The organism is Pricia mediterranea, from assembly GCF_032248455.1.
In the GTDB taxonomy this organism is placed as follows: Bacteria; Bacteroidota; Bacteroidia; order Flavobacteriales; family Flavobacteriaceae; genus Pricia; species Pricia mediterranea.
Map to the genome: position 1 here is coordinate 3514520 of NZ_JAVTTP010000001.1, position 22083 is coordinate 3536602.

Below are 22083 nucleotides of genomic sequence, written 5' to 3' on the forward strand. Positions count from 1 at the left end.
GTTCTGTAGTCAAAGATAAACGCGGGAAACCAGATTCGATATGATAAAGGTCATTTGTTATCCCTGTAGAAAAAACAAACTTGCGGCCCGGATCATGAGTCCGGTACGGCCACCCCATAAAAAAAGGTAGTATCTTGCTTGCGGTGGCGTAAATGGAAAAGCTCCACCTATTAGAATTGCGCTATGGCGAAGAAAACCTATCGCAGATGTCCCGAATGCGGCCATCTGAACTTGAACAGGGATTATTGTGAAAATTGTGGTGAACTGATCAATACCAACCTAAAACGTAAGCGTGAGGGCGAGGAGCGTACGCAGCAAAAAGAAAAGGAAAGAGACGAAGAAAAACCCAATGCCGTAACCCAGTATTTTAAAAAGTTGATCCGACATCCCAATCCGATTATTCGATATCCTGCGAAAGTTTTCTATTCCGTCTGGGCCGTGGTGATGGCAATCGGGGCTTTTTTGGCGTTTATTTTCAGCTATTTGGCATTTTAGACTATGGAACGAAAAATGTCGACAAACGAACCTTACGTGCTGAAATCGTCCCATTTTTATTTGATCGGATTTTGCTTGCTCGCCGGCTGTATCTATACGGCGCAGCGAATGGGACTGCCTCTGCCTTGGTGGATTAACAACCATGTCAACGACTTTCTGTGCATGCCCATTGTCCTTTTTATATGTCAATACAGTGTTCGCAAACTGAAGGCCGAACCTGCTATTCAGCTCTCATTACCCCTGATTTTATGCGTTACCTTGTACTACGCCCTCTTTTTCGAATATTATTTGCCCAAGGTAAATCCGCGCTACACCGCCGATTTTTGGGATGTGGTGCTTTATTTTTTAGGCGCGTTGTTTTTTTATAGGATGGAAAAAGTCAAAGTAGCTTACACGTTCTGAGCATTGAAAATCATTACGGTTTTCTATTTCCTATAGTCCAATGCAGGTGTTCTATCTCCTAATAAGGGGATGTATTCAAAATCATCGCCCCGCGCCTGTAAAAACTCCTCCTTGGCCTCTTCAATGGTTTTCGGTTTTTCAAAGAGGTCCATTGCCGTAAGCGCAAGGGTTTTGGCCGCTACCATCATCCCTTTTTTCCCGATACTGGTTCCCCCGGCAGCCACGGCCTGCCAGCTATGGGCGGCGGTACCAGGAACCCAGGTGGCGGTGGAGAAGCCGGCGGTGGGAACGGTGTAGCTGACATCACCTACGTCGGTAGAGGCCGTGGCCTTGGCTTCCGCCTTAAATTCCTGCACGTCTCGCGCCACTTGATAGTCTATGTTGTCGGTACCTAGGGATTCCGCCATTCGATCTGCAAAAGCCCGCTCCTCTTGATCGTAGTCAAACCCTCCAATCTCTTTTAAGTTATTGTAGATGACCTTTTGCAGGGTAATATTAGGCAGAAGGTCGTGGGTACCCCCGATCATTTCGTAGTCAAAAGTAGTCCCCGTACCCATGGCTGCGCCTTCGGCAGCCTTTATTATCCTATCGAAGATGTCGATGACCACGTCCCTTTTCCCGTGCCTGGCGTAATAGTAAACCTCGGCAAAATCCGGCACCACGTTGGGGGCTTTTCCGCCATCCGTAATGACGTAATGAATGCGCGCATCCTCGGGAATATGCTCCCGCATCATGTTAACCATGAAGTTCATGGCCTCGACGGCATCCAAGGCCGAGCGTCCGCGTTCCGGAGCCGAAGCGGCATGGGCCGAAATTCCGTGAAACCTGAATTTGGCGGATTTATTGGCCAAGGCCGCCCCTGCGTCGGCACTGTTCCGGGCGCCGGGATGCCAGTGGAGCACGACATCGACGTCGTCAAAAAGACCCTCCCTGACCATATAGACCTTTCCCGACCCCCCTTCTTCCGCCGGGGTACCGTAGAATCGGATGGTACCTTCGATATCGTTTTCCTCCATCCATTGCTTGGTGGAGATGGCGGCAGCTGCGGATGCGGTGCCGAACAGATGGTGGCCACAAGCGTGCCCCGCCTGTCCGCCTGCGGATTCTTTTTTGGGCAACGCTTTTTGGGAGAGGCCGGGTAAAGCGTCATATTCCCCTAGAATCCCTATCACCGGGTAGCCGCTGCCATACTCCGCTATAAAGGCGGTGGGAATACCGGCAACGCCTTTTTCGATGGTAAAGCCTTGGTCTTTTAAGGTTTGTTGCAGCAAGTCCGCACTTTTATCCTCCAAATAGCCCATCTCGCCCCAATCCCATATTTGCATGGCGATCTTTCCGTAGGAATCGGCATTGCGTTCTAATTGTTCCGCTGCCTCTTGTTTGGTGCTTTGCGCAAAGCTTACCGCCCCGATCAACAGGCAGAGCCAGGTGTACCTATATTTTTGAACCATCTTATCTCCGGTTTAAATGTTAAAGGGGGAAGCTATACATTTTGCTTGACATTTCAGTAGTAGGAACAGCAAATATTTTTGTATAGGAAAAATACCATCATCAAATTTCTTAGGTCTGTAAAAACTATGTATTTTACATCCCTAACGCGCTATGTTCATAGAACTCGATCAGACTTTCTCTTTTACCTGCAAATTTTACATTTTGCCCACTAATTTTGTCTTTTTATCGCAGCGTTGCTATGGCTATGCTGCTCAACAAAGCCTTCATTAGGACGCAAAAGCCTCCCGAAAGGTTTCGGGATCGGTTCAAATCAAAAAGTCCAAACAAGTTCATAACATGAATCGGAGCAATACCCCGAACAAGTCCTAAGTTGGGTGGAAACTATTCGATATTAATTATTCACATGATTAAATAAGCAAAAATGAACTGGAAAAATACCATTGTATCTCTTGTTATAGTGCCGCTCTTAATGCTCGGTTGCTCCATGTCACAAAAAAAAAAGATGGAAAGATCCCGAGAGGCGGAATCCGCTGTTGAACCGGTAATCATGGCCTATTACGTGCCGGAACGAAATTTTGAACCGGAGAAGATTCCCGTTGAGAAGCTTACCCATATTATCTACTCCTTCACGAATGTCATAGACGGAGAAATGAAATTCAGGGTGCCGGAAGCAGCAGGACCAAAGCTAAAGGCCCTGGTAGAACAAAAGAAACGGAATCCCGATTTAAAGGTGATGATCGCCTGTGGCGGATGGGGCGCGGACGGGTTTTCGGATATGGCCTTGACCGCTCAAAGCCGCGAAAAATTTATAGAAAGTGCCTCGAAATTTATAAAGGAATACCGACTTGATGGAATGGACATGGACTGGGAGTACCCGGGAATATCGGGTGCCGGTACCAAGGCTCGTAAAGAGGATACCCAAAACTTCACCGCCCTGATGAAGGGATTGCGGGAGATGCTGGACCGTTTTGAGACTCCTAAGCTGCTTACTTTTGCTTCCGCCGGCTGGAAACGGTATTACGATCACGTCGAAATGGAGGAGGTAATGAAGTACGCGGACTATACCAACGTGATGACCTATGACCAGGTTTCGGGGGTGTCTATTTACACGGGACACCATACCCCATTGGGGGAAATACGCAGCAAGGATATCGAAGGAACGCCCTTCCACACTTATCTGGATAGTTTGTATCAATCCGGTGCAACTACCGATCCCCATCCGCGCTCGGCCCAAAAAATCGTGGATTTTCTGATCAAAGAAGGCGTTGCCCCCAAACAGATCGTGATAGGAAGTGCCTTCTACGGCAGGGTATGGCAAGGCGTCCGCCCTGAAAACAACGGATTGTACCAGAAAAGCGGCGGCATCCATATCGGATGGATGCCCTACCACCAAATCCGGAAATCGTATGAGCCAGACCCCGATTTTGAGCGCTATTGGGACGACGTTGCCAAAGCCCCTTATATGTACAATGCCGCGGACAGTCTAATGATTTCTTACGACGATACGGTATCCGTTTCTAAAAAAACCGAATACGTCAAGGAAAAGGGACTGGGCGGTATCATGTTCTGGGAACTCGGGAATGACACCAAAGAGGAAGGAAGTCTGCTCGATGCCATATACAAAGCCGTCCACTGAAAAAAGCCCTTGTTTGTAGAGGATTGCTATGATTGTTTTTCCATAACCTTCATGGATCTATGATTGGGAATAATCCTTTGTGTTCAGTTTTAATTTAATTCCCGCAGCCGATGACGTTGGTCCATATCCAATATTGGATGACAAAAAATAAACACTATATTTGTGATATGTAATACATAATACAAATATGAAAGATTTAATTGCTGCCACCTACGCCCCGATGCGTCAAGACGGTTCTCTCAACTTGAATGCTATCGCCCCTTACGGTGAATTTTTAAAATCCAATAAGGTCAAGGGGGCCTTTGTAAATGGCTCTACCGGCGATTTCGTATCGCTAAGTACGACGGAGCGGAAACAACTGATCGAGGCTTGGGCAAAGGAAAGTCCCGAAAATTTCTTTATCACCAACCATGTGGGGCACACCAACATCCGGGAAGCCCAAGATTTGGCGGCGCATTCAGAAGAGTTGGCGGATGCTATCTGCGCCCTTCCCCCTTTTTATTTCAAGCCGCAAACCCTAGATAGCCTTTTGCACTATTGCTCCGAGATCGCGAAGCGTGCGCCGAGCCTACCTTTTTACTATTATCATATTCCCATATTGACCGGTGCGAACTTTCCAATGATCGATTTTTTAAGGATGGCCGTCGATAGGATTCCCAATTTTGAGGGCATCAAATATTCGCACTACGATCCCAAGGATTTTTCCCGGTGCCTACATTTCGATCAAGGCTCGAGAAACATTCTCTTCGGGGTAGATGAAAAACTAGTGTCCAGTCTGCCGCTCGGTGCTACCGGTTGGGTGGGAAGCACCTATAACCATTTAGCTCCGCTCTATTACAAACTGATTTCCTCCTTTAGGGATGATGATATACCAAGTGCCGAAGCCCTTCAGGAGAAGGCCATCTTTTTTGTGGAAACCTTGGACAAGATCGGTGGTTTCAACGGGGCCGGAAAAAGCTTTATGCGGCTCTTCGGGTTGGATATGGGGCCTAGCCGGTTTCCACATCATACGATGACGGATGGGCAGTTGACCACCGCGGTCCAAAAACTCGATGAAAAGGGAATACTCCCCCTATTGAGCACCTCGTTTTCAGAAGAGTACCTCACTAATTGAGCATATTCCATTTGGTTAATAACCTGTAGTGTAAAATCTACCTGGAAAACCCGGGAAAAATGTTAAAATTTTAATTTTATAATAAGTTATGTATAACATAATACAATAATTTATTTATATTGCAGCGTTCCTAAACTATTGTTAACTCAACTTTCATGGTATGAAACACTCTGAGAACCGGATAATTAAGTGGATCAAAGCGCTTAATATATCTTTAAATCACTTTTATTGGCCTAAATCTTACGGTCTTTTAACAATTTTTGTGCTATTCCTTAGCACAACGACATTCGCCCAAGAAACACCGATTACGGGTACTGTGGTGGATGCGGAGGGCATACCCTTGCCCGGCGCAAGTGTCGTTATCAAAGGAACTACGAAAGGGGCCCAGACCGACTTCGACGGAAATTATACCATCGACGCAAATCCCGATGACATCCTAATGTTCAGTTATATAGGATATGCATCCCAAGAAATTCCGGTAAACGATCAGTCCAACATCGATGTAGTCCTTGAAGAAGATTTTGCAACCTTGGACGAGGTGGTCGTTACGGGCTACGGGAAACAATCCAGGGCCAAACTAACGACCTCGGTCGCTAAGTTGGATACCCGGATCTTGGAAACCTCGAGTAGGTCGAATGCAGCGACTGCGCTACAAGGTACCATTGCCGGTCTCCGGGTTACCAATACCACGGGACAGCCCGGATCAACCCCTGAAATTGTTTTGCGCGGAGGGACCAATTTTGACGGTTCGGGCTCCCCATTGATCTTGATCGATGGTATTCCGGGCAGTTTCTATGCCTTGAACTCGGATGACATAGAATCCATCGAGGTGTTAAAGGATGCAGCTGCAACCGCCATATATGGAGCGAGATCGGCCAACGGGGTCGTCTTGGTAACAACGAAGACCGGTAAAGTAGGACGATCGAATATCAGCTATAAACAAAAATATAGCGTCAACCGTAAGCGGGACACTCCCGATTATATCGGTGCCGCGGATTTTATTCGATACAACCGCCAGGCGGTGCAGTATTATCGACAGGCCACCGGAAACGATACCGGGTTCGCAGCTTTTCTGGACGGGCCTTTGGCGTTTGGTACAGGCGGCAATACCACTGATTCCCCCTTTACGGTGCAATTTCTTAACGACAACAACAGGTATTTGTTGAACCAGCCCGGATGGGACACCGTAGAAGACCCCCTGAATCCCGGACAACAAATTCTTTTTTTGAACAATGATGTAAGCGATCTCGTCTATCAACCCAGCCAATCCGTTGACCACTATTTATCATTTGACGGAGGTAACGAGAAAGGAACCTATTATTTAGGTCTCGGATATCTAGACAATGATGGACTGATCTTGGGCTCGGGGTTCAAACGCTACTCGGGAAAGTTCAGCGGTTCCTATAATATATCCGATAAGCTGAAAGTCTCTTCGAACATACTCTATTCCCATTCCAATCTGAACGAGAGTCCTTTGGGGTCGGAAAATACGGTATTCAGGAGATTTACGGGACAGGCTCCTACCTCTAGGACCTACAACAATAATCCCGATGGAACGCTTTCCAATGAGCTGAACCCCGGTACGAACAGCGGGTTCGGAAATCCGTTGTACTATATTGACAAGTTTATCCGCAAGAATTTAGAGCAGCGCTTATCCGCCTCCGTAGTATTGGATTGGGACATTGCAAAGAACCTGGCATTTTCGTTGACCGGAAGCCATTTTACCATAAACAACCATGATGAGGCGTTCAATAAGGCCTATCTCAATGGAAATACCTTGATAACCACTAGAAATGCCTCAGCCAGCTTGGAGAGAACCTTGAGGAATCAGTTGACGGGCACGTTGAACTATACAAAATCTATAGAAGATCATAACTTTGACCTTTTGATAGGAGGGGAGTACTATAAAAATAATTATTTTGGACTAGGAGCGGCTACACAAAACTCTCCAACTGATCTGATTTATACCTTGAACGCAGGTAGTGAGGCAAACGGGGTGCCCTCCAGCTTTGAATCCGAAAACATCATACTATCCACATTTGGTCGCCTGAACTATGACTTTGCGGATAAATATTTGGTAAGCTTTACCTATCGCTACGACGGTTCGTCCCAATTGGCGAACAATAAATACGGTTTCTTTCCGGGGATATCCTTAGGATGGAACGCGCATAAGGAAGATTTTTTCATCAATTCGTCCCTTAATAACGTAATCACCAACTTTAAGCCTAGACTGAGCTATGGGGTCAATGGAAATCTATCATCATTGGTTCCCGCGGGGCAGCCCGATCGGGTAGCGAATTATGTGGTGTTCGGCTCTTATGGCTCCCAAGGGATTTATGATGGTCAAACAGGTTATGCCAATACGGGGCTTCCGACCTTGGACCTGCAGTGGGAACGTTCCACCACATTCAATGCGGGACTGGATGTATCGTTTTTTGACAACAGGTTGACCCTAATTGGGGACTACTTTATACGGGATGTGGAAGATAAGATTTCCAACCTGACCCTACCATTTTGGACAGGGTTCGGATCCATCCGTACCAATAACGGTATTCTACGGAACAAAGGCTTTGAACTTCAGTTGACCGCGGATGCGATCAGAACGGATGATGTGCAATGGCAACTGGGCGGCACCCTGTCCCATAGCAAAAATTTCGTGGAAAAATTACCTGAAAATGACAATGAGTTCAACCGGCAGGGCGGTGTACAGATCAACGACCCCAACACGGGCGAACAGATCTGGGTAGGCGGTCTGCAAGAAGGACAGCGGGTCGGCCAGGATCTGGTCACCGCTTATATTCAGGATTATATCTACGCCGACCAAGCGGCGGTGGATGAACATGCGACCCGGCAAGACGAACTATTGCCCGACCCCACCCAACGTTATCCCGGCGACGTGGCCTGGGTAGATACCGACGGGGACAATACGATTAACAGTTTCGACAGAAGGGTCATCGGCCGTACCACCCCGGACCTGATAGGTGGCTTCACTTCCAATTTGAAATACAAAAATTTCGGGCTGTTCGTCAAGACCGACTTCGCTACGGGCCACATCATCTACAACCATATTCGGGGAAAGGGCCTAGCGCAGACCCAGGGGAATTTGAACCAAGACGTAATTGTATTGGATTCGTGGACCCCGGACAACCGAAATACCGATGTGCCCCGATTTGTTTTCGTCGATGCGCAACGCAACATCTTCAGGGGTAATGAACAGACCATTAGCAACCGTTTCTGGGAAAAAGGCGATTACTTGGCCTTGCGGGAGGTTACCTTAAGTTATGACATTCCTACCAATGCCTTCAACGACAAGATCAAGGGTTTAAGCTTGTATCTGACAGGTTCCAACCTGTATTATTTTAAGGGATACAGCGGCGATAGTCCCGAAGAAGGAGGCATTCAACTAGGAGAATTTCCCGTACCTAGAACATATACCGTGGGACTCAATCTAACATTTTAAACGATTCGACATGAAATATCTATATCTAGTTACAGCCTTATTGATTCTTGGCTCATGTGAAAAGGAACTGGAACTTGAAGCTCCGAGTGAACTGACGGTTGCCGGCTTTTGGGATTCCGAAAACGGAGCACGGGCGGCCCACACAGGCTTGTATGGTTCTTTTAGGAGTACCAATTTCACACAGTGGCTTCTGGGTGGAATACGAAGCGATATGTGGGGTGGCCAGACTTTTGAGTCGCCCGCCAATGTAGAGCTTATCGAGTCTAACTTTACCGTGTCGACCGCACCCTTTGGGGGTTGGGCAGGGCTATATAACGAAATCCATCAGGTAAACGATTTTCTGCTCAATGTGCCGAACATCGAATTCGATAGTGAGGCGGATAAGCAACATATGCTGGGACAAGCTTATGGGATTAGGGCGATGTATTATTACACGTTATTAAAAACATGGGGCGCGGTACCCATTTCCACGGAACCTTTAGCTACTACGGACCCACAAGGATTGAGCAAGCCGAGAGCCCCTCAATCAGAGGTAATGGCATTAATAAAGTCCGACATCCAAGCCTCTCTGGATGCTTTTGGATCCGATGGCTCCTTTTGGTTGAACAAGCGTGTCTATTGGTCCAAAGCAGCTACTTTGGCCCTAAAGGGAGATGTGTATATTTGGTCCGGGACTTTGCTTGGAGGCGGCGATGCCGATTACACCGAAGCCAGAAACGCCCTGCAGGAGGTTGCTTCCCTGGATGTAGAATTGGTGCCCAATTTTGCCGATCTGTGGTCGGTCGATAACGAAAATAACAAGGAATTTATCTTTGCCGCCCAATATGAAAAGGATGAAGCGTTGAACTACTATGGTCTAATGACTGGACGAACAACCGAAATACAGCCTCAATTTAACAGTGACGGCAATCCCATGTCCGACTTTATTGTCAATGGCGCCAACAGGTATGGGCCTTCTGAAAAAACCTTGATCCTTATCGACGATAATCTTGACACCCGTAAAAAATCCTCCTTTACCCGCTTGTATACTGACGACAATGGCGGTGCAGGGTATCCCAACTACGCCCCCGGACCCTATTTTGGGTCCGTAATCAAGAAATACGATGGCACCATAGATGGCAGTATCCGAATTATGGACAACGATATTCCGATCTATCGCTATGCGGATGTCCTACTACTGTTGGCGGAAGCCAAGAACTTATTGGGCGAGGATCCGTCGGTTGAAATTAACCAGATCAGGGAGCGGGCGTATGGCGAAAATTATGATGCTGCAACCTATGGTTTTACAATGGGTTCAGAAGCGCAGAATACGGAAACCATTCTCGAGGAAAGGTATAAGGAGTTTATAGCGGAAGGCAAAAGATGGTGGGATCTACGACGGGCGGGAGACAGCTATGTCATCGACAACGTACCCTTTTTAAGCGCTGGGGAAGAATACAAGCTGTTGTTGCCCATCACCTTGGATATGATCGGTAGAAATCCTATGCTGGAGCAGACGCCCGGATACAACTAGAATTCGAATATTGTTTGAGTTAGTTGAGTTGCGAAAAGGTCTTGGATGAGTTAGCCAAGACCTTTTTTCTTGCTTTCCTTTTTCGAGAAGGTATGGTCAAAGTGGGGCTCCAAATGCCGGCGCATGGCATTTCTAAAAGTATCGGGGGTGCCGACTTTCAGATTCTGAAATAACATGCGATGGCTGACGAACCGCCCGCCCGAAAAATGATAGTCGTCAAGGTCGGTACTCTTGGTATCCTCTTGATACACGTAGTTAAAAACGGGCAGCAACAGGTCCTGAAATTTCTGTAGGGTCGTATTGTTCGACATTTGGTACAGTTTTCCGTGAAAAGCGACCTCTTTGTCAAGGGTAAACCTGATCTTTCCGCTATCGGTAGCCTCCTCGGCAGCTACGATTTCCTCCAGCTCGTCCATATCCTTTTTGGTCTTATGTTCGAAAAGGAAGTCCGCCATCCCCATCTCCAAAATGAGCCGGAGTTCGAACAGCTGTTTTAAGGTATTTTCGCCCAGAAGGGTCGGGTCCAATATACGTGCGAAGTTGTTGATGATATCGGGATGCTTCAGGGTCATGCCCTTATGTTTTCTGGAATCGATCAACCCTAGGGTCCTAAGTCGGAGTAGGGCTTCGCGAACCACGGTCCTGCTTACGCCCAGTGATTCGGCGAATTCGAGCTCTTTGGGAATGGCATCCCCCGGCTTGAGATTGTTATCCTTGAAAAAGGAGAGCAGGCGGACCTCCACCTTGTCCACTAGGGATCCTGTATCTACCGGCTTTAGTTTTTTTAACGTTTTCATGATGATTTTGATACGTGGTGAATAAGGGCTTACCCAAAAAATGTTTTAAAATTACAAAAGAAAGTAGCAATCTAGGACAACTATAACTAATTTTCCCCAACGAGCCTATCCGACGGATTATATTAATTGTCCTTCATCCTCCGAAGTTAAGTAAAATTTACCTAGATTTGTATTATGTCATACATATTATTTTGAAATGATTTACTCGGAGCATTTTAAAAAAGCCCTTTTTGACGATGTGATTCCCTTTTGGGAACGCAATTCGCCGGATTCCCGTTACGGTGGGTACTTTACCTGTCTCGACCGCAGCGGAAAAGTGTACGATACGGACAAGTTCGTTTGGCTGCAAGGCCGCCAGGTGTGGCTGTTTTCGATGCTTTACAACCAGGTGGAACAACGTGATTCCTGGCTGCAAATGGCAAAATCGGGAGCGGAATTCCTAAGGAAATACGGCATGGATGCCGAGGGCAACTTCTATTTCTCCCTGACCCGAGATGGAAAGGCCCTGGTGCAGCCTTATAATATTTTCTCCGACTGCTTTGCCGCCATGGCCTTTGCCCAGTACGCCAAGGCCTCGGGGGATGGGGAATTTCGAACCTTGGCCAGAAACACCTACCGTAACATTTTGCGCCGAAAAGACAATCCGAAAGGCAGCTACGAGAAGAGCACCGGGGAACGTCAATTGAAGAACTTCGCCTTGCCCATGATCCTTTCCAACCTAGTCTTGGAACTTGAAGACATCCTAGAACCGGAAGAAGTACAACGGACTATCGATTTCAGCGTCAATGAGGTCATGGGCGTTTTTCTTAAAAAGGATTCCGGATTGATTTTTGAGAACCTGTTTTCCGACGGATCTTTACACGATAGCTTCGAAGGCCGCCTTATCAATCCCGGGCACGGCATCGAGGCGATGTGGTTTATGATCGATATCGGGGTGCGGCAAAAAGACCGAAACCTTATCCGAACGGCAACCGATACGATTATCCGAATTTTGGAGTACGGATGGGATAACGAATTCGGGGGCATTCTTTATTTTATGGATGCTAAGGGCCATCCGCCCCAGCAATTGGAACACGACCAAAAGCTTTGGTGGGTGCACCTGGAAGCCTTGGTCGCCTTGGCCAAAGCTTACGAACACCATCCGACAAATAAAATAAAGAACTGGTACGAAAAGGTGCATGAGTACTCATGGACGCATTTTCCCGACACCGAGAACGGGGAATGGTTCGGCTACCTCAACCGACAAGGAGCGCCCCATCTGACCTTAAAAGGCGGGAAATGGAAAGGCTGTTTTCACGTGCCGCGTGCCCTGTACCAGTGCTGGAAGACCTTTGAACGGATAGAAACCATCACACCATCCTGATGCATCCCAATAAAAAAAATACGAAAACCGATAATTTCCACAGATATATACATTTTAATTCCACGATTATGAAACTAAATCCTTTATTAGCCTTAGTACTTTTCGCCTGTTCCGTAACCGCCCAAAAAAACGTCCACCAAATGGCGGAAGGCCTGATCAACCATCAGGATCTTTTCAATGCGACCGACAACGATTCAATAGCCTGCTATCGCATTCCCGCACTGATTACGGCATCTAATGGAGATGTCCTCGCGGCCATCGACGAACGGATCCCATCTTGCAATGACCTTCGCGGGAGCGATGATATCAACATTGTGTTACGCAGAAGCACGGACAACGGCCAGACCTGGTCGCCCATCGAGACCGTAATCGATTTTCCGCTGGGCGAGTCCGCCTCGGACCCGTCCTTTATCGTGGACGAAACCACCGACGAGATCTTTTTGTTCTATAATTTCATGAACCTCGATACCGAGAAGGACGTTTACTACCTCCACGTGGTCAAGAGCGATGATAACGGGAAAACCTGGAGCGAACCCGAAGACATCACCGATCAGATCGCAAAACCGGAATGGCACGACGATTTTAAGTTCATTACCTCTGGCCGGGGCATACAGACCCGGGGCGGTAAATTGCTACACTGCATGGTCAACCTAAAGCGGGGTCTTCACGTATTTGGAAGTGACGACCATGGCGAGAGCTGGTACTTCATCGATACCCCCATCACCCCCGCCGACGAGTCAAAAATTGTCGAGCTCGAAGACGGAAGGTGGATGATCAACGCCAGGGTCAATGACAAAAAAGGAATCCGCTATGTGCACATATCCTCGGACGAAGGCAAGACATGGACCACCGAGCCGGAACCCCAACTCAGTGACCCGGGCTGCAATGCAAGCATCATCCGATACACTTCCACCGAGGATGGCTACGATAAGAACAGGTTGCTTTTTGCCAATGCCAATTCAGAAGACGACCGTACCAACCTCACCGTACGCGTTAGCTATGACGAGGGAAAAACATGGTCGGAGGGCAAGACAATATACGGGGGCAGCGCCGCCTATTCTTCCCTTACGGTGCTGGACAATGGAGATATCGCCGTATTTTTTGAGAAGGACGACTATACCGAGAATGTATTCGCCAGCTTTTCCCTAGCCTGGTTGACGGACGGGGCGGACCAGTATCAAAAACCTTAAAACGGAATGAGAAACAGTATTCATTCGGCAATCAGTGTATTCCTCCTTTTGTTCGCATTGATATCGAGAGGCCAGGAGATTCCGAAAGTCAGATTGATCGATGTGCCCGAGCTTCCCGCAAAGGCGAAGGACTCCGTTTCCTTTGGATATGCGGGAATGGTTGGTGGGTGGCACAATGGGGCCGTAATTGCTGCCGGGGGCGCCAACTTTCCCAGCGGACTACCTTGGGAAGGTGGCAAAAAAGTATATAGTGACAGCATTTATGTGCTGAACGACGGGCAGTGGAAATTGGCCGGGCGATCGTTGCCATTTCCCCTTGCTTATGGAGCTTCGGTGTCCACTCCCGAGGGAATTTTGGTCATCGGCGGGGAGGATGGCATTACGGCGAAAGATCAAGTGCTCAGGTTAAGGTACGATCCGGCATCCGAGGAGGTCGAGATTGCCAGGTTTCCAAGTCTGCCCGAGCCCTTGGCCTATACCGCCGCCGTGGTCGAAGCGGGGTATGTGTATGTCGTTGGCGGTAAAAACGCCGATAGGAGCGTCAATTCCTTTTATCGGATGCGCTTGGACAATCCCAAAAAATGGGAAAAACTTGAGGATTTACCCGGTGCTCCCCGCGCGTTGCATACTATTGCCGTCCAAGAAACCAAAGATTCGAGAAAACTGTTTGTTATCGGCGGGCGTAACCAGCTATCGGGCCAAAAATCGGAGCCTCTGACCACCTATCTATCCTACGACCTACAGGATAATTTTTGGAAAAATGAAGGGGAGATACCGATCAATGGAAAGCCCAGGGTCTTGATGGGGGCTTCCGCCGAGAGTATAGGCTCGATGGGCATCATGGTTTACGGCGGTTCCGATGAAGTGCTGTTCGACCGGTTGGAGCACATTGCGCTACAACTCGACAGCGAAAAAAACGATTCCATTCAGGCCAGCCTTACTGCTGAAAGGGATGCCCTTTTAAATTCCCATCCCGGTTTCTCCCAAGAAATCCTCGGTTATAATAGTATCACCAAAACCTGGTATGTGTACGATACCTTGCCGGACCCAATTCCGGTGACCGCGTTATCCTTTAAAAAGGCCGACGATTTTGTCATTGTTTCCGGGGAGGTTTCCCCCGGCATCCGTACGCCCGAAGTACGGACATATGCCATTGCCGATGCCACCAAACCCTTCGGTATTATCAATTATACCGTTTTGGCCCTCTACTTGCTGATTTCCCTTCTGATCGGGGTCTATTTTGCACGTAAACAAAAGTCCACCGAAGATTATTTCGTAGGTGGCGGGCGAATCCCGTGGTGGGCATCGGGCCTCAGTGTCTTCGGCACCCTGCTGAGCGCCATTACTTTTATGGCCATCCCCGCCAAGGCATTTATAACGGATTGGTCTTTCTTTTTTCTAAACATTACGGCCATTCTGATCACGCCCGTAATCGCGTTTATCTTTATTCCCTTCTTTAACAAACTGCATATTCGAACCGCCTACGAATATCTGGAGAACCGCTTTAATTACGCGGCCCGCGCCTTCGGCAGTCTTTCCTTTATCCTTTTTCAGCTGGGACGGATCGGAATCGTACTGCTACTGCCCTCGCTGGCCATTTCGATAGTGACGGGCATTCCGGTGGAAACCAGTATTATGATCATGGGGGTACTCTGCATCCTCTACACCACTTTCGGGGGCATCGAAGCGGTCATCTGGACCGATGTTCTGCAGGTCATCGTGCTGCTCGGCGGTAGTATTCTGGCAGTCGCTTGGATGATGATCTATACGGAAACCTCATTTGGCGAAATGATTACCTATGCCTCGGAGCGCGACAAGTTCAATATCGCCAATATGGATCTTGACTTTACCGAATCCACTTTCTGGGTGGTCTTTATCGGGGGGCTCGCCTCGGCCATGGTCACCCAGGGTACCGATCAGACCATCGTACAGCGTTATCTGACGAGTTCAAGCGTCAAGGATTCCCAAAAAACGCTCTATACGAACGCCGTTCTCACCCTTCCGGCCACCATCATATTTTTCGGTATAGGAACCCTCTTGTTTATCTTTTATACCGAAATGCCCAACGCCCTTTCCCCGGCAATCTCCAATAACGATTCCATTTTCCCGTGGTTTATAGTGCGGGAATTGCCTATAGGCGTTTCGGGCCTTCTGGTGGCTGGAATATTCTCCGCGGCCATGTCAAGCATCAGCAGTAGTCTCAATTCCGTATCCACCGCCTATTGCAACGATTTCCATCAACACTTCAGGTCCCGGACCAAGGACACCAAAATGCTGCGGATAGCAAGGATCGTGACCATACTTACGGGAATCGTCGGAATACTATTGGCACTGTGGATGGCGAACTCCAACATCAAATCGCTCTGGGACCAATTCTATCGCTATCTCGGACTGTTTACCGGGGGGCTGGGCGGCATGTTCCTTTTGGGGATGCTGACCAAAAAGGCCAACGCCACCGGAACATTAATGGGCCTGGTAGCCAGCGCCATCCTGATCTGGTACATTAGCGTTTTTACCGAGATCAGCTTTTTGATGTACGCGTTTTTCGGGGTCGCCTCCTGTTTTATTTTCGGATACGTCTTTAGCTTGATTTTCAAGGATAGGAAGGTGGCTCATTCCTAAGGGACGTTATATTGACTTATATAACCCATACTTAATTTCGGGTCGGACGCTGAGGCTTTCATTAGTAATGGCCCAGGTTCGGTGACTTTCAAACTGCTATTTAACACTTTACCATGTGCGCTAAGTTACTGGAATTATGTAACTTCATTCACTTATTGTACAACCGATTAAAAGACGAAATGAAATGAAGGAAAAAGACTCAAAACTCACCAGACGGACCGGGGCGCCAGTTGGGGACAACCAAAATGTACAAACAGCCGGTCCGCGCGGACCCATGTTAATGCAGGATGCCTGGTTTCTTGAAAAAATGGCAAACTTCGACCGAGAGGTAATCCCTGAAAGAAGAATGCACGCGAAAGGCTCAGGGGCTTTCGGCACGTTCACTGTAACGCATGACATCACGCAATACACCAAGGCCAAAATATTTAGTGAAGTGGGGAAAAAGACCGAAATGTTCAGCCGCTTTTCCACGGTTGCCGGCGAAAGGGGGGCCGCGGATGCCGAAAGGGATATCCGGGGCTTTGCACTGAAGTTCTATACCGAGGAAGGAATCTGGGACCTGGTCGGAAACAATACCCCGGTATTTTTCTTTCGGGACCCGATGAAGTTCCCGGACCTGAACCACGCCGTAAAACGTGATCCAAAAACCAATTTACGGAGCCCCAACAACAACTGGGATTTCTGGACGCTGCTCCCCGAAGCCCTGCACCAGGTGACCATAGTAATGAGCGATAGAGGCATTCCCAGAGGGTACCGACATATGCACGGTTTTGGAAGCCATACCTTCAGTTTTATAAACAAGGAGAATGTAAGACACTGGGTGAAGTTCCATTTCATTACCCAACAGGGAATCGAGAATCTTACGGATAAAGAGGCTGTGGAATTAGTGGGCATTGACCGTGAATCATCGCAAAGGGATCTTTTTGATGCCATTGAAAAAGAGGATTTCCCAAAGTGGAAAATGTTCGTCCAAGTTATGACGGAAGAGGAGGCGAAGACCTACCGTTTCCATCCTTTTGATCTGACCAAGGTGTGGTCAAAAAAGGATTTTCCGCTTATTCCCGTCGGGGAATTCGAACTGAACCGGAATCCGGAAAATTATTTTCAGGATGTGGAGCAGGCCGCCTTCGACCCTACGAACATCGTCCCCGGAATCGGGTTCTCCCCGGACAAAATGCTGCAGGGAAGATTGTTTTCCTATGGGGATGCACAGCGATACAGGCTGGGGGTCAACCACTATCAAATCCCCGTGAACAAACCCACTTGTCCCTATCACGCATACCATCGTGACGGGGCCATGCGTGTCGATGGCAATTACGGTGCGACCAAACATTATGAACCCAACAGTTATGGGGAATGGCAGGAACAGCCCAGGGCAAAAGAACCGCCCTTGGAATTGGAGGGTACCGCTTATGCACACAATTTCAGGGACGACGACGAAGATTATTTCACGCAGCCTGGGGATTTGTTCCGCATTATCAAGGCCGACGGCAAGGCGGATCTATTGTTCAAGAATACGGCGGCTCAAGTAGGGGGTGCCGACAAATTCATTCAGGTCCGCCATATCAGAAACTGCTTTAAGGCAGACCCCGAATATGGGGAAGGAGTTGCAAAAGCGCTTGACCTAACTATGGACGAAGTCAATAACTTCGACATGACTCCCTATAATAAGTGGGCACCAAAGCCTACCAAAGGATAGGTTTTCCGAAAAATCACCAAGTTTGGGATGAGCCGAAGGAATTGATGGAAGCGAATCGAACATACTTGGGCAGGTTCAAGTACAAACAATCAGATCGTAGGTATTGGCGACAATCGTTATAATAGCTAATAGTTACGATCTGTTGTCATTGGACGACCGTTGTGGTTGGCCGATTAGACCAACGGAACGGCCAATAAAGGAATTTTCAGTTCATCGATCAAATCCCGTTTCTTGTTTTCGGTAAACAATCCGTAAACCAAATGTTTTCTTTTATGCCCGGCCACAACAAGGTCAATATTGTGCGCTTTAACGATTTCTGTGAGCGATTTGATGACCGGCCCCTTAATTAAGCAGCCTTTAGCGGAAACATCGTATTTTTCTATGGTCTGCTGTGCCAATTGTTCAAGAAAGGCGGCTTCTTTCTTGTGTTCCTCGTCTCTCTTATTGTAAACATACTGAGGACCGGCCTCACGAGCCAGAAAATCTTTCGGATTGTCTGCCGTCACGTGTATAATCCAAATTTTCGCATCTGTGAGCTTGGCGATTTTGACAGCATAGGCTATTAACTGATCTGCATTTTTTGGTCGGTCGACCGCCACGAGTATGTTCTTCATAAAATTTAAGATTAATGGAATTCAAAGCTAAGTAAAAAACATGTCTTTTCGAGATTGACTTTTGATCTACTAAATAGCAGCTTAGATTTATGGTTTATAGGAGTTGTCTCAACAATGGTATTTTAGATATCGTGTTTATCATAAGAATTCTTTTACTTCTGGAAAAGGGGAATTTGGCTCCTCAGGGTGTTCTCACACATCCCTTGTTATTTTCCTAATCTTAAAATGCAGAATTACTGCCGATAGGGTCAAACAAATGATGGCAATAACACCCATTGCGAGTAAGGGCCCATAAATATGGGAAATTCCGGAGTGATTGAGGTACAGCAATCTGAAGGTTTTCAAATAATGCGTTAATGGGATCAAATCGGCTATAAATTGTACCCAAGTAGGCATTTGACTCAGGGGCCAGGTAAATCCGCTAAGGATAAAACTTGGCGTAGCCACGACCATTAATACTTCCGTAGCTTTCAATTAATTGGGCAAGACAATACTTACCAAAACCCCTATTCCGCAAACGGCAAGGATAAAGACGAACGTACTCAGCGAAAATCCCCAAAAGGCACCGCTAATGACCATATTGAAATATCTGGAAAAGCCCCAGTACAATAGGAGTATTCCAACGGACATAATCATATAGGGTATAATTTTTACGGCTAGCATTCCAAGTGCATTTGGCATTTTTCGAACCAATTCCCTGAACGTGCCGTTTTCATATTCAGCGGCAAAGGTGAGGGCCAATCCCAATAGCAAGACCTGTTGGAAAACCGTTAACAAGACCCCGGGCAGCATAAAGTACAAATAGTTGCCGCTTCTGATACTCTGTTTGATGATCGTGGTCTTGAACGGTTCATAGTTTTGGGCGGCCACATATTCCGGAACTCCCTGTTTCATCTGGGATTCTATCTGAATGCCCGCTTTCATTGTCATGGCGACAGCATTGACCGCCATGAGTGCCGTGTTGGAGGTCAAGGTGTTCGAAGCATCCACAAAAAGGGTGATCTCGGTCAATCGATTTTGTTGGATTCCGGACGTAAATCCGATCGGTATGTTTACGATGACGGTAGCTTCTTCATCGATCGCCCTATCCTTGGCGCCGTTCATGGCGGGTAGTACGGCGGCTACTTCGATACTTTCGATTTCCTCGAGCATATCGATAAACGTAGTGCTCATCGGACTATGATCTTGATCGACCACAATAATGGGGAGGTCCGTTATTTTTCCTTTTTGATATACGGCCCCGATGAGAACACCGTATAAAATGGGGGCACCGATAAATAAAAGTCGCAGTACGCTATTGCTAAAAAATAGCCTGAATTCCCTTTTTATCAAGTGTACAAATTTCTTCACGTTGCTTTATTTGTCAAGTTCTAGGGAAACAGAGGCCTTGGTGATCAAATCTCTCGTCTTTTCTGGTGCTGTGGGGCGTACTTCTACTTCAAATAAGGCTTGTTGCATATCAAAATCGGGATACGCGGTAGCAATGTTGGCGTACGAACTCAGCGCCTTTACGGTGCTCACTTCGCCGTCGATAAGCGGCGCATCTTTATAGAGCACCTTTACCTTTATTTTTTCGCCAGGCTTGACCTCGCCCAATTGACCTTCCGGAATGGTAAACCTAAAATAGACCGAATGGTCGATATACCCGCTAAAAACGGGATATCCGGGCAAGGCCAGTTCCCCCGTTTTTAAGTTGACGGTCTCCACGGTCATATCCTGTGGCGCAAGCATATATTTTTCCCGTTCCGCGGCGCCCACCTCCGAGATTGCCCCCGAAGCTTGCCGTTGCTGACCTAAAGCCATGGCCTGTTGCTCTTGTCGGCTACCGGTCCGCGCCTCTTCCAATTCGGTTTTGGCGGCCTCATACTGGTTTTTTGCGCCTTGGTATTTCGCATACACTTCGTCGAACTGTTGCTGGGGTACAAGACTATCCTGCACCATGCCGTTTAATCTGACCAACGATTTTTTCGCAAATTCAAATTGCTCCTTGAGTCCGCTTACTTTGTTCTGCAATTGCCTTAATTGGCCCTCGGTGGCTCCCTTGATTGCCATCTGATACTGTGCCTCCGCCGACTGTAAAGCTCCTTCTGCCTGTTGTTTTTTGGCGTCCACTTCGGGGATGTCCAAGATAGCCAAGGTGTCCCCTTTCTTGGCGTAGTCGCCATTGTTGACCAATATCCGTTCTATTGTCCCGGGCACTTTGGTTACCACTGAAATTTGGTCCCTTTCGATCTTCCCCATAAAAGCGGGGTCGATTTTTTTGTCCGAACAAGAGGCCGAAATCAACAAGATTACGAAGGGTACTATATTCTTAATTTCCATATCCGTTATAAATTTTATCCGATAATTCCCCGGTAGCCAGTAGAAGTTCCAGAACAGCGGTCCGCTGATCGAGAATTTGGTTGTGATAGTTCAAGTTCACTTTATAAAAATCATTTTCCGAAGCCAGGCGTTCTGTCATATCGACTAAACCGGCGCGGTATTGCCGGGATGCCAGCTGCAAATTGTTTTCGGCTATCTTGACCCGCTGTTCAGCTACCAAGACCTTTTGTTCCGCGGACTTAAGATCAGATCTGTTCTTGAATAACAACAGTTCGAACTTCTCTCGGGTATCCTTTAATTTGGTCTCACTTATTTCGACTTCTATCGCCGCCTTTTTTACATTCTTGCGGTGTGTCCCTCCTTTAAACACATCCCACTTCATTCCTACTCCTACCGCTGCAGCGGGTTCCATTCTGATGTGCTCCGCCTCTAAGGTCACATCCCCGGAAATGGGTACATCCCTGAATTTGATACTCGAGTCAAAGGCATTTAAATAGGCCAGGTTTCCAAAGGCGAAAATCGTGGGAAAATAAGCGCCCTTTTCTTTTTGATAGGCAAACTCCTTTGCTTTTTTCCCTGCTTCCAAGGCCTTCAATTCTGCCCGGTTTTCTGGGGTTGGGAACACTTGGCTCAATGAAAAAGTCTGTAACTCATATTCAATGGATTCCAATTCGCTCTTTGTCATTTGGGTAAGATATTCCAGCTTGGCAAGCAGGACGTTTCTATTTCCTTGAGCTTCCAGTTTTTTCTCTTCCAATTCCAGCATCGCCAATTTTATTTTATCTCGATCATAGGGGATGGCCAAACCGTTTGCGATTCCTTTTACTACCTTTTTATGCTCTGACTCAAGTCTTTTCCCCGAATCTTCGATCAATTTGTCCACTTCACTTAACAGCATCAATTGATCGAAAGTCGTGATGACTTCCTTTGCGATTTCCTCCCTGCCGGCTTCTGCCAGCAAACGTTCGGCCTTTTGTTTTTCTTCCAATGCCCGGACACCGCTGTTAATTTGGTTTCCCGCAAAAATAACTTGCCGTGCAGAAAGACTTCCTAGAAAAACTTGGGTCTGAAAATTGGAAACCAGGGGGTCTTCCAAAAACGGAGTACCGCTGATAGGCAGATATTGAGTAGGAAACTTGGGGCTTAATCGGGAGTACATAAAACCATACCCCCCCGTAAGGGAAACCTGAGGCAATCTTTTGCCTTTAATGGCTTCCATTTCCCATTGGGTACCCTCACCTTGCATTTCCTGCACACGTACGTCGGCGCTTTTATCCATCGCCCTTTTGATGGGGACTTTTAAGATTTCTTCTATAAAACTTTGGCCGTTCAGTGGTACGCTCACTAAAAGTAGTGCACCAAAACTCAACAAGCGTATCATTTTATTCATGTCAACCTCGTTTA

15 protein-coding genes and 1 pseudogene are annotated in these 22083 nt (G+C 47.5%); 10 read left to right on the forward strand and 6 right to left on the reverse strand.

What is annotated here, in order from left to right:
* Positions 1–183 precede the first annotated feature (183 nt).
* Both RQM65_RS14510 and RQM65_RS14515 read left to right on the forward strand, forming a co-directional pair.
* Positions 184–495 (forward strand): hypothetical protein, encoded by a 312-nt coding sequence (locus tag RQM65_RS14510; RefSeq protein WP_314016132.1) that lies wholly within the window; start codon positions 184–186, stop codon positions 493–495.
* Positions 496–510: 15 nt separating this feature from the next.
* Positions 511–897 (forward strand): hypothetical protein, encoded by a 387-nt coding sequence (locus tag RQM65_RS14515; RefSeq protein WP_314016134.1) that lies wholly within the window; start codon positions 511–513, stop codon positions 895–897.
* 23 nt (positions 898–920) lie between these two features.
* Here RQM65_RS14515 and RQM65_RS14520 read toward each other — a convergent pair whose 3' ends face one another.
* Complete coding sequence (locus tag RQM65_RS14520; RefSeq protein WP_314016136.1) at positions 921–2348, reverse strand: amidohydrolase; 1428 nt, start codon at positions 2346–2348, stop codon at positions 921–923.
* Between the two features lie 503 nt (positions 2349–2851).
* Here RQM65_RS14520 and RQM65_RS14525 point away from each other — a divergent pair.
* The 4 genes from RQM65_RS14525 to RQM65_RS14540 all read left to right on the forward strand — a co-directional run bounded on the left by RQM65_RS14525 (position 2852) and on the right by RQM65_RS14540 (position 10072).
* Complete coding sequence (locus RQM65_RS14525) at positions 2852–3985, forward strand: glycoside hydrolase family 18 protein (protein ID WP_314016138.1); 1134 nt, start codon at positions 2852–2854, stop codon at positions 3983–3985.
* Between the two features lie 187 nt (positions 3986–4172).
* Entirely contained in the window at positions 4173–5099 is a 927-nt protein-coding gene (locus RQM65_RS14530; RefSeq protein ID WP_314016140.1) for a dihydrodipicolinate synthase family protein, read from the forward strand.
* Positions 5100–5361: 262 nt separating this feature from the next.
* Complete coding sequence (locus RQM65_RS14535; RefSeq protein ID WP_314016142.1) at positions 5362–8559, forward strand: SusC/RagA family TonB-linked outer membrane protein; 3198 nt, start codon at positions 5362–5364, stop codon at positions 8557–8559.
* Between the two features lie 10 nt (positions 8560–8569).
* Complete coding sequence (locus tag RQM65_RS14540; RefSeq protein WP_314016144.1) at positions 8570–10072, forward strand: RagB/SusD family nutrient uptake outer membrane protein; 1503 nt, start codon at positions 8570–8572, stop codon at positions 10070–10072.
* 50 nt (positions 10073–10122) lie between these two features.
* Here the strand turns inward: RQM65_RS14540 and RQM65_RS14545 are convergent, their stop codons facing one another.
* Positions 10123–10869: a FadR/GntR family transcriptional regulator gene (locus RQM65_RS14545; RefSeq protein WP_314016146.1), complete on the reverse strand. Its 747-nt coding sequence runs from the start codon at positions 10867–10869 to the stop codon at positions 10123–10125.
* A 196-nt stretch (positions 10870–11065) separates the two neighbouring features.
* Between RQM65_RS14545 and RQM65_RS14550 the strand changes: the two genes are divergently transcribed.
* From RQM65_RS14550 to RQM65_RS14565, 4 genes are all read left to right on the forward strand, one after another.
* On the forward strand, positions 11066–12232 hold the full coding sequence (locus tag RQM65_RS14550; protein WP_314016148.1) for a n-acyl-d-glucosamine 2-epimerase: 1167 nt from the start codon (positions 11066–11068) through the stop codon (positions 12230–12232).
* A 68-nt stretch (positions 12233–12300) separates the two neighbouring features.
* Positions 12301–13422: a sialidase family protein gene (locus RQM65_RS14555; protein WP_314016149.1), complete on the forward strand. Its 1122-nt coding sequence runs from the start codon at positions 12301–12303 to the stop codon at positions 13420–13422.
* 6 nt (positions 13423–13428) lie between these two features.
* On the forward strand, positions 13429–16044 hold the full coding sequence (locus tag RQM65_RS14560) for a sodium:solute symporter family protein (RefSeq protein ID WP_314016151.1): 2616 nt from the start codon (positions 13429–13431) through the stop codon (positions 16042–16044).
* Between the two features lie 184 nt (positions 16045–16228).
* Positions 16229–17743: a catalase gene (locus tag RQM65_RS14565; RefSeq protein WP_314016153.1), complete on the forward strand. Its 1515-nt coding sequence runs from the start codon at positions 16229–16231 to the stop codon at positions 17741–17743.
* A 173-nt stretch (positions 17744–17916) separates the two neighbouring features.
* Here RQM65_RS14565 and RQM65_RS14570 read toward each other — a convergent pair whose 3' ends face one another.
* The 4 genes and pseudogenes from RQM65_RS14570 to RQM65_RS14590 form a co-directional block, all read right to left on the reverse strand.
* On the reverse strand, positions 17917–18357 hold the full coding sequence (locus RQM65_RS14570; RefSeq protein ID WP_314016155.1) for a universal stress protein: 441 nt from the start codon (positions 18355–18357) through the stop codon (positions 17917–17919).
* A 192-nt stretch (positions 18358–18549) separates the two neighbouring features.
* Positions 18550–19707 (reverse strand): annotated as a pseudogene (locus tag RQM65_RS14580) (ABC transporter permease).
* A gap of 6 nt (positions 19708–19713) precedes the next feature.
* Complete coding sequence (locus RQM65_RS14585; protein WP_314016159.1) at positions 19714–20679, reverse strand: HlyD family secretion protein; 966 nt, start codon at positions 20677–20679, stop codon at positions 19714–19716.
* On the reverse strand, positions 20669–22069 hold the full coding sequence (locus RQM65_RS14590) for a TolC family protein (RefSeq protein WP_314016160.1): 1401 nt from the start codon (positions 22067–22069) through the stop codon (positions 20669–20671). The genes RQM65_RS14585 and RQM65_RS14590 overlap by 11 nt, the downstream gene beginning before the upstream one ends.
* Positions 22070–22083 lie beyond the last annotated feature (14 nt).

Bases quoted from the DNA above. Each gene is read 5' to 3' on its own strand.
- RQM65_RS14515 (WP_314016134.1), top strand. From the start codon at position 511: ATGTCGACAAACGAACCTTACGTGCTGAAATCGTCCCATTTTTATTTG.
- RQM65_RS14540 (WP_314016144.1), top strand. From the start codon at position 8,570: ATGAAATATCTATATCTAGTTACAGCCTTATTGATTCTTGGCTCATGT.
- RQM65_RS14550 (WP_314016148.1), top strand. From the start codon at position 11,066: ATGATTTACTCGGAGCATTTTAAAAAAGCCCTTTTTGACGATGTGATT.
- RQM65_RS14530 (WP_314016140.1), top strand. From the start codon at position 4,173: ATGAAAGATTTAATTGCTGCCACCTACGCCCCGATGCGTCAAGACGGT.
- RQM65_RS14510 (WP_314016132.1), top strand. From the start codon at position 184: ATGGCGAAGAAAACCTATCGCAGATGTCCCGAATGCGGCCATCTGAAC.
- RQM65_RS14560 (WP_314016151.1), top strand. From the start codon at position 13,429: ATGAGAAACAGTATTCATTCGGCAATCAGTGTATTCCTCCTTTTGTTC.
- RQM65_RS14565 (WP_314016153.1), top strand. From the start codon at position 16,229: ATGAAGGAAAAAGACTCAAAACTCACCAGACGGACCGGGGCGCCAGTT.
- RQM65_RS14585 (WP_314016159.1), bottom strand. From the start codon at position 20,679: ATGGAAATTAAGAATATAGTACCCTTCGTAATCTTGTTGATTTCGGCC.
- RQM65_RS14525 (WP_314016138.1), top strand. From the start codon at position 2,852: ATGGAAAGATCCCGAGAGGCGGAATCCGCTGTTGAACCGGTAATCATG.
- RQM65_RS14555 (WP_314016149.1), top strand. From the start codon at position 12,301: ATGAAACTAAATCCTTTATTAGCCTTAGTACTTTTCGCCTGTTCCGTA.
- RQM65_RS14520 (WP_314016136.1), bottom strand. From the start codon at position 2,348: ATGGTTCAAAAATATAGGTACACCTGGCTCTGCCTGTTGATCGGGGCG.
- RQM65_RS14570 (WP_314016155.1), bottom strand. From the start codon at position 18,357: ATGAAGAACATACTCGTGGCGGTCGACCGACCAAAAAATGCAGATCAG.
- RQM65_RS14545 (WP_314016146.1), bottom strand. From the start codon at position 10,869: ATGAAAACGTTAAAAAAACTAAAGCCGGTAGATACAGGATCCCTAGTG.
- RQM65_RS14590 (WP_314016160.1), bottom strand. From the start codon at position 22,069: ATGAATAAAATGATACGCTTGTTGAGTTTTGGTGCACTACTTTTAGTG.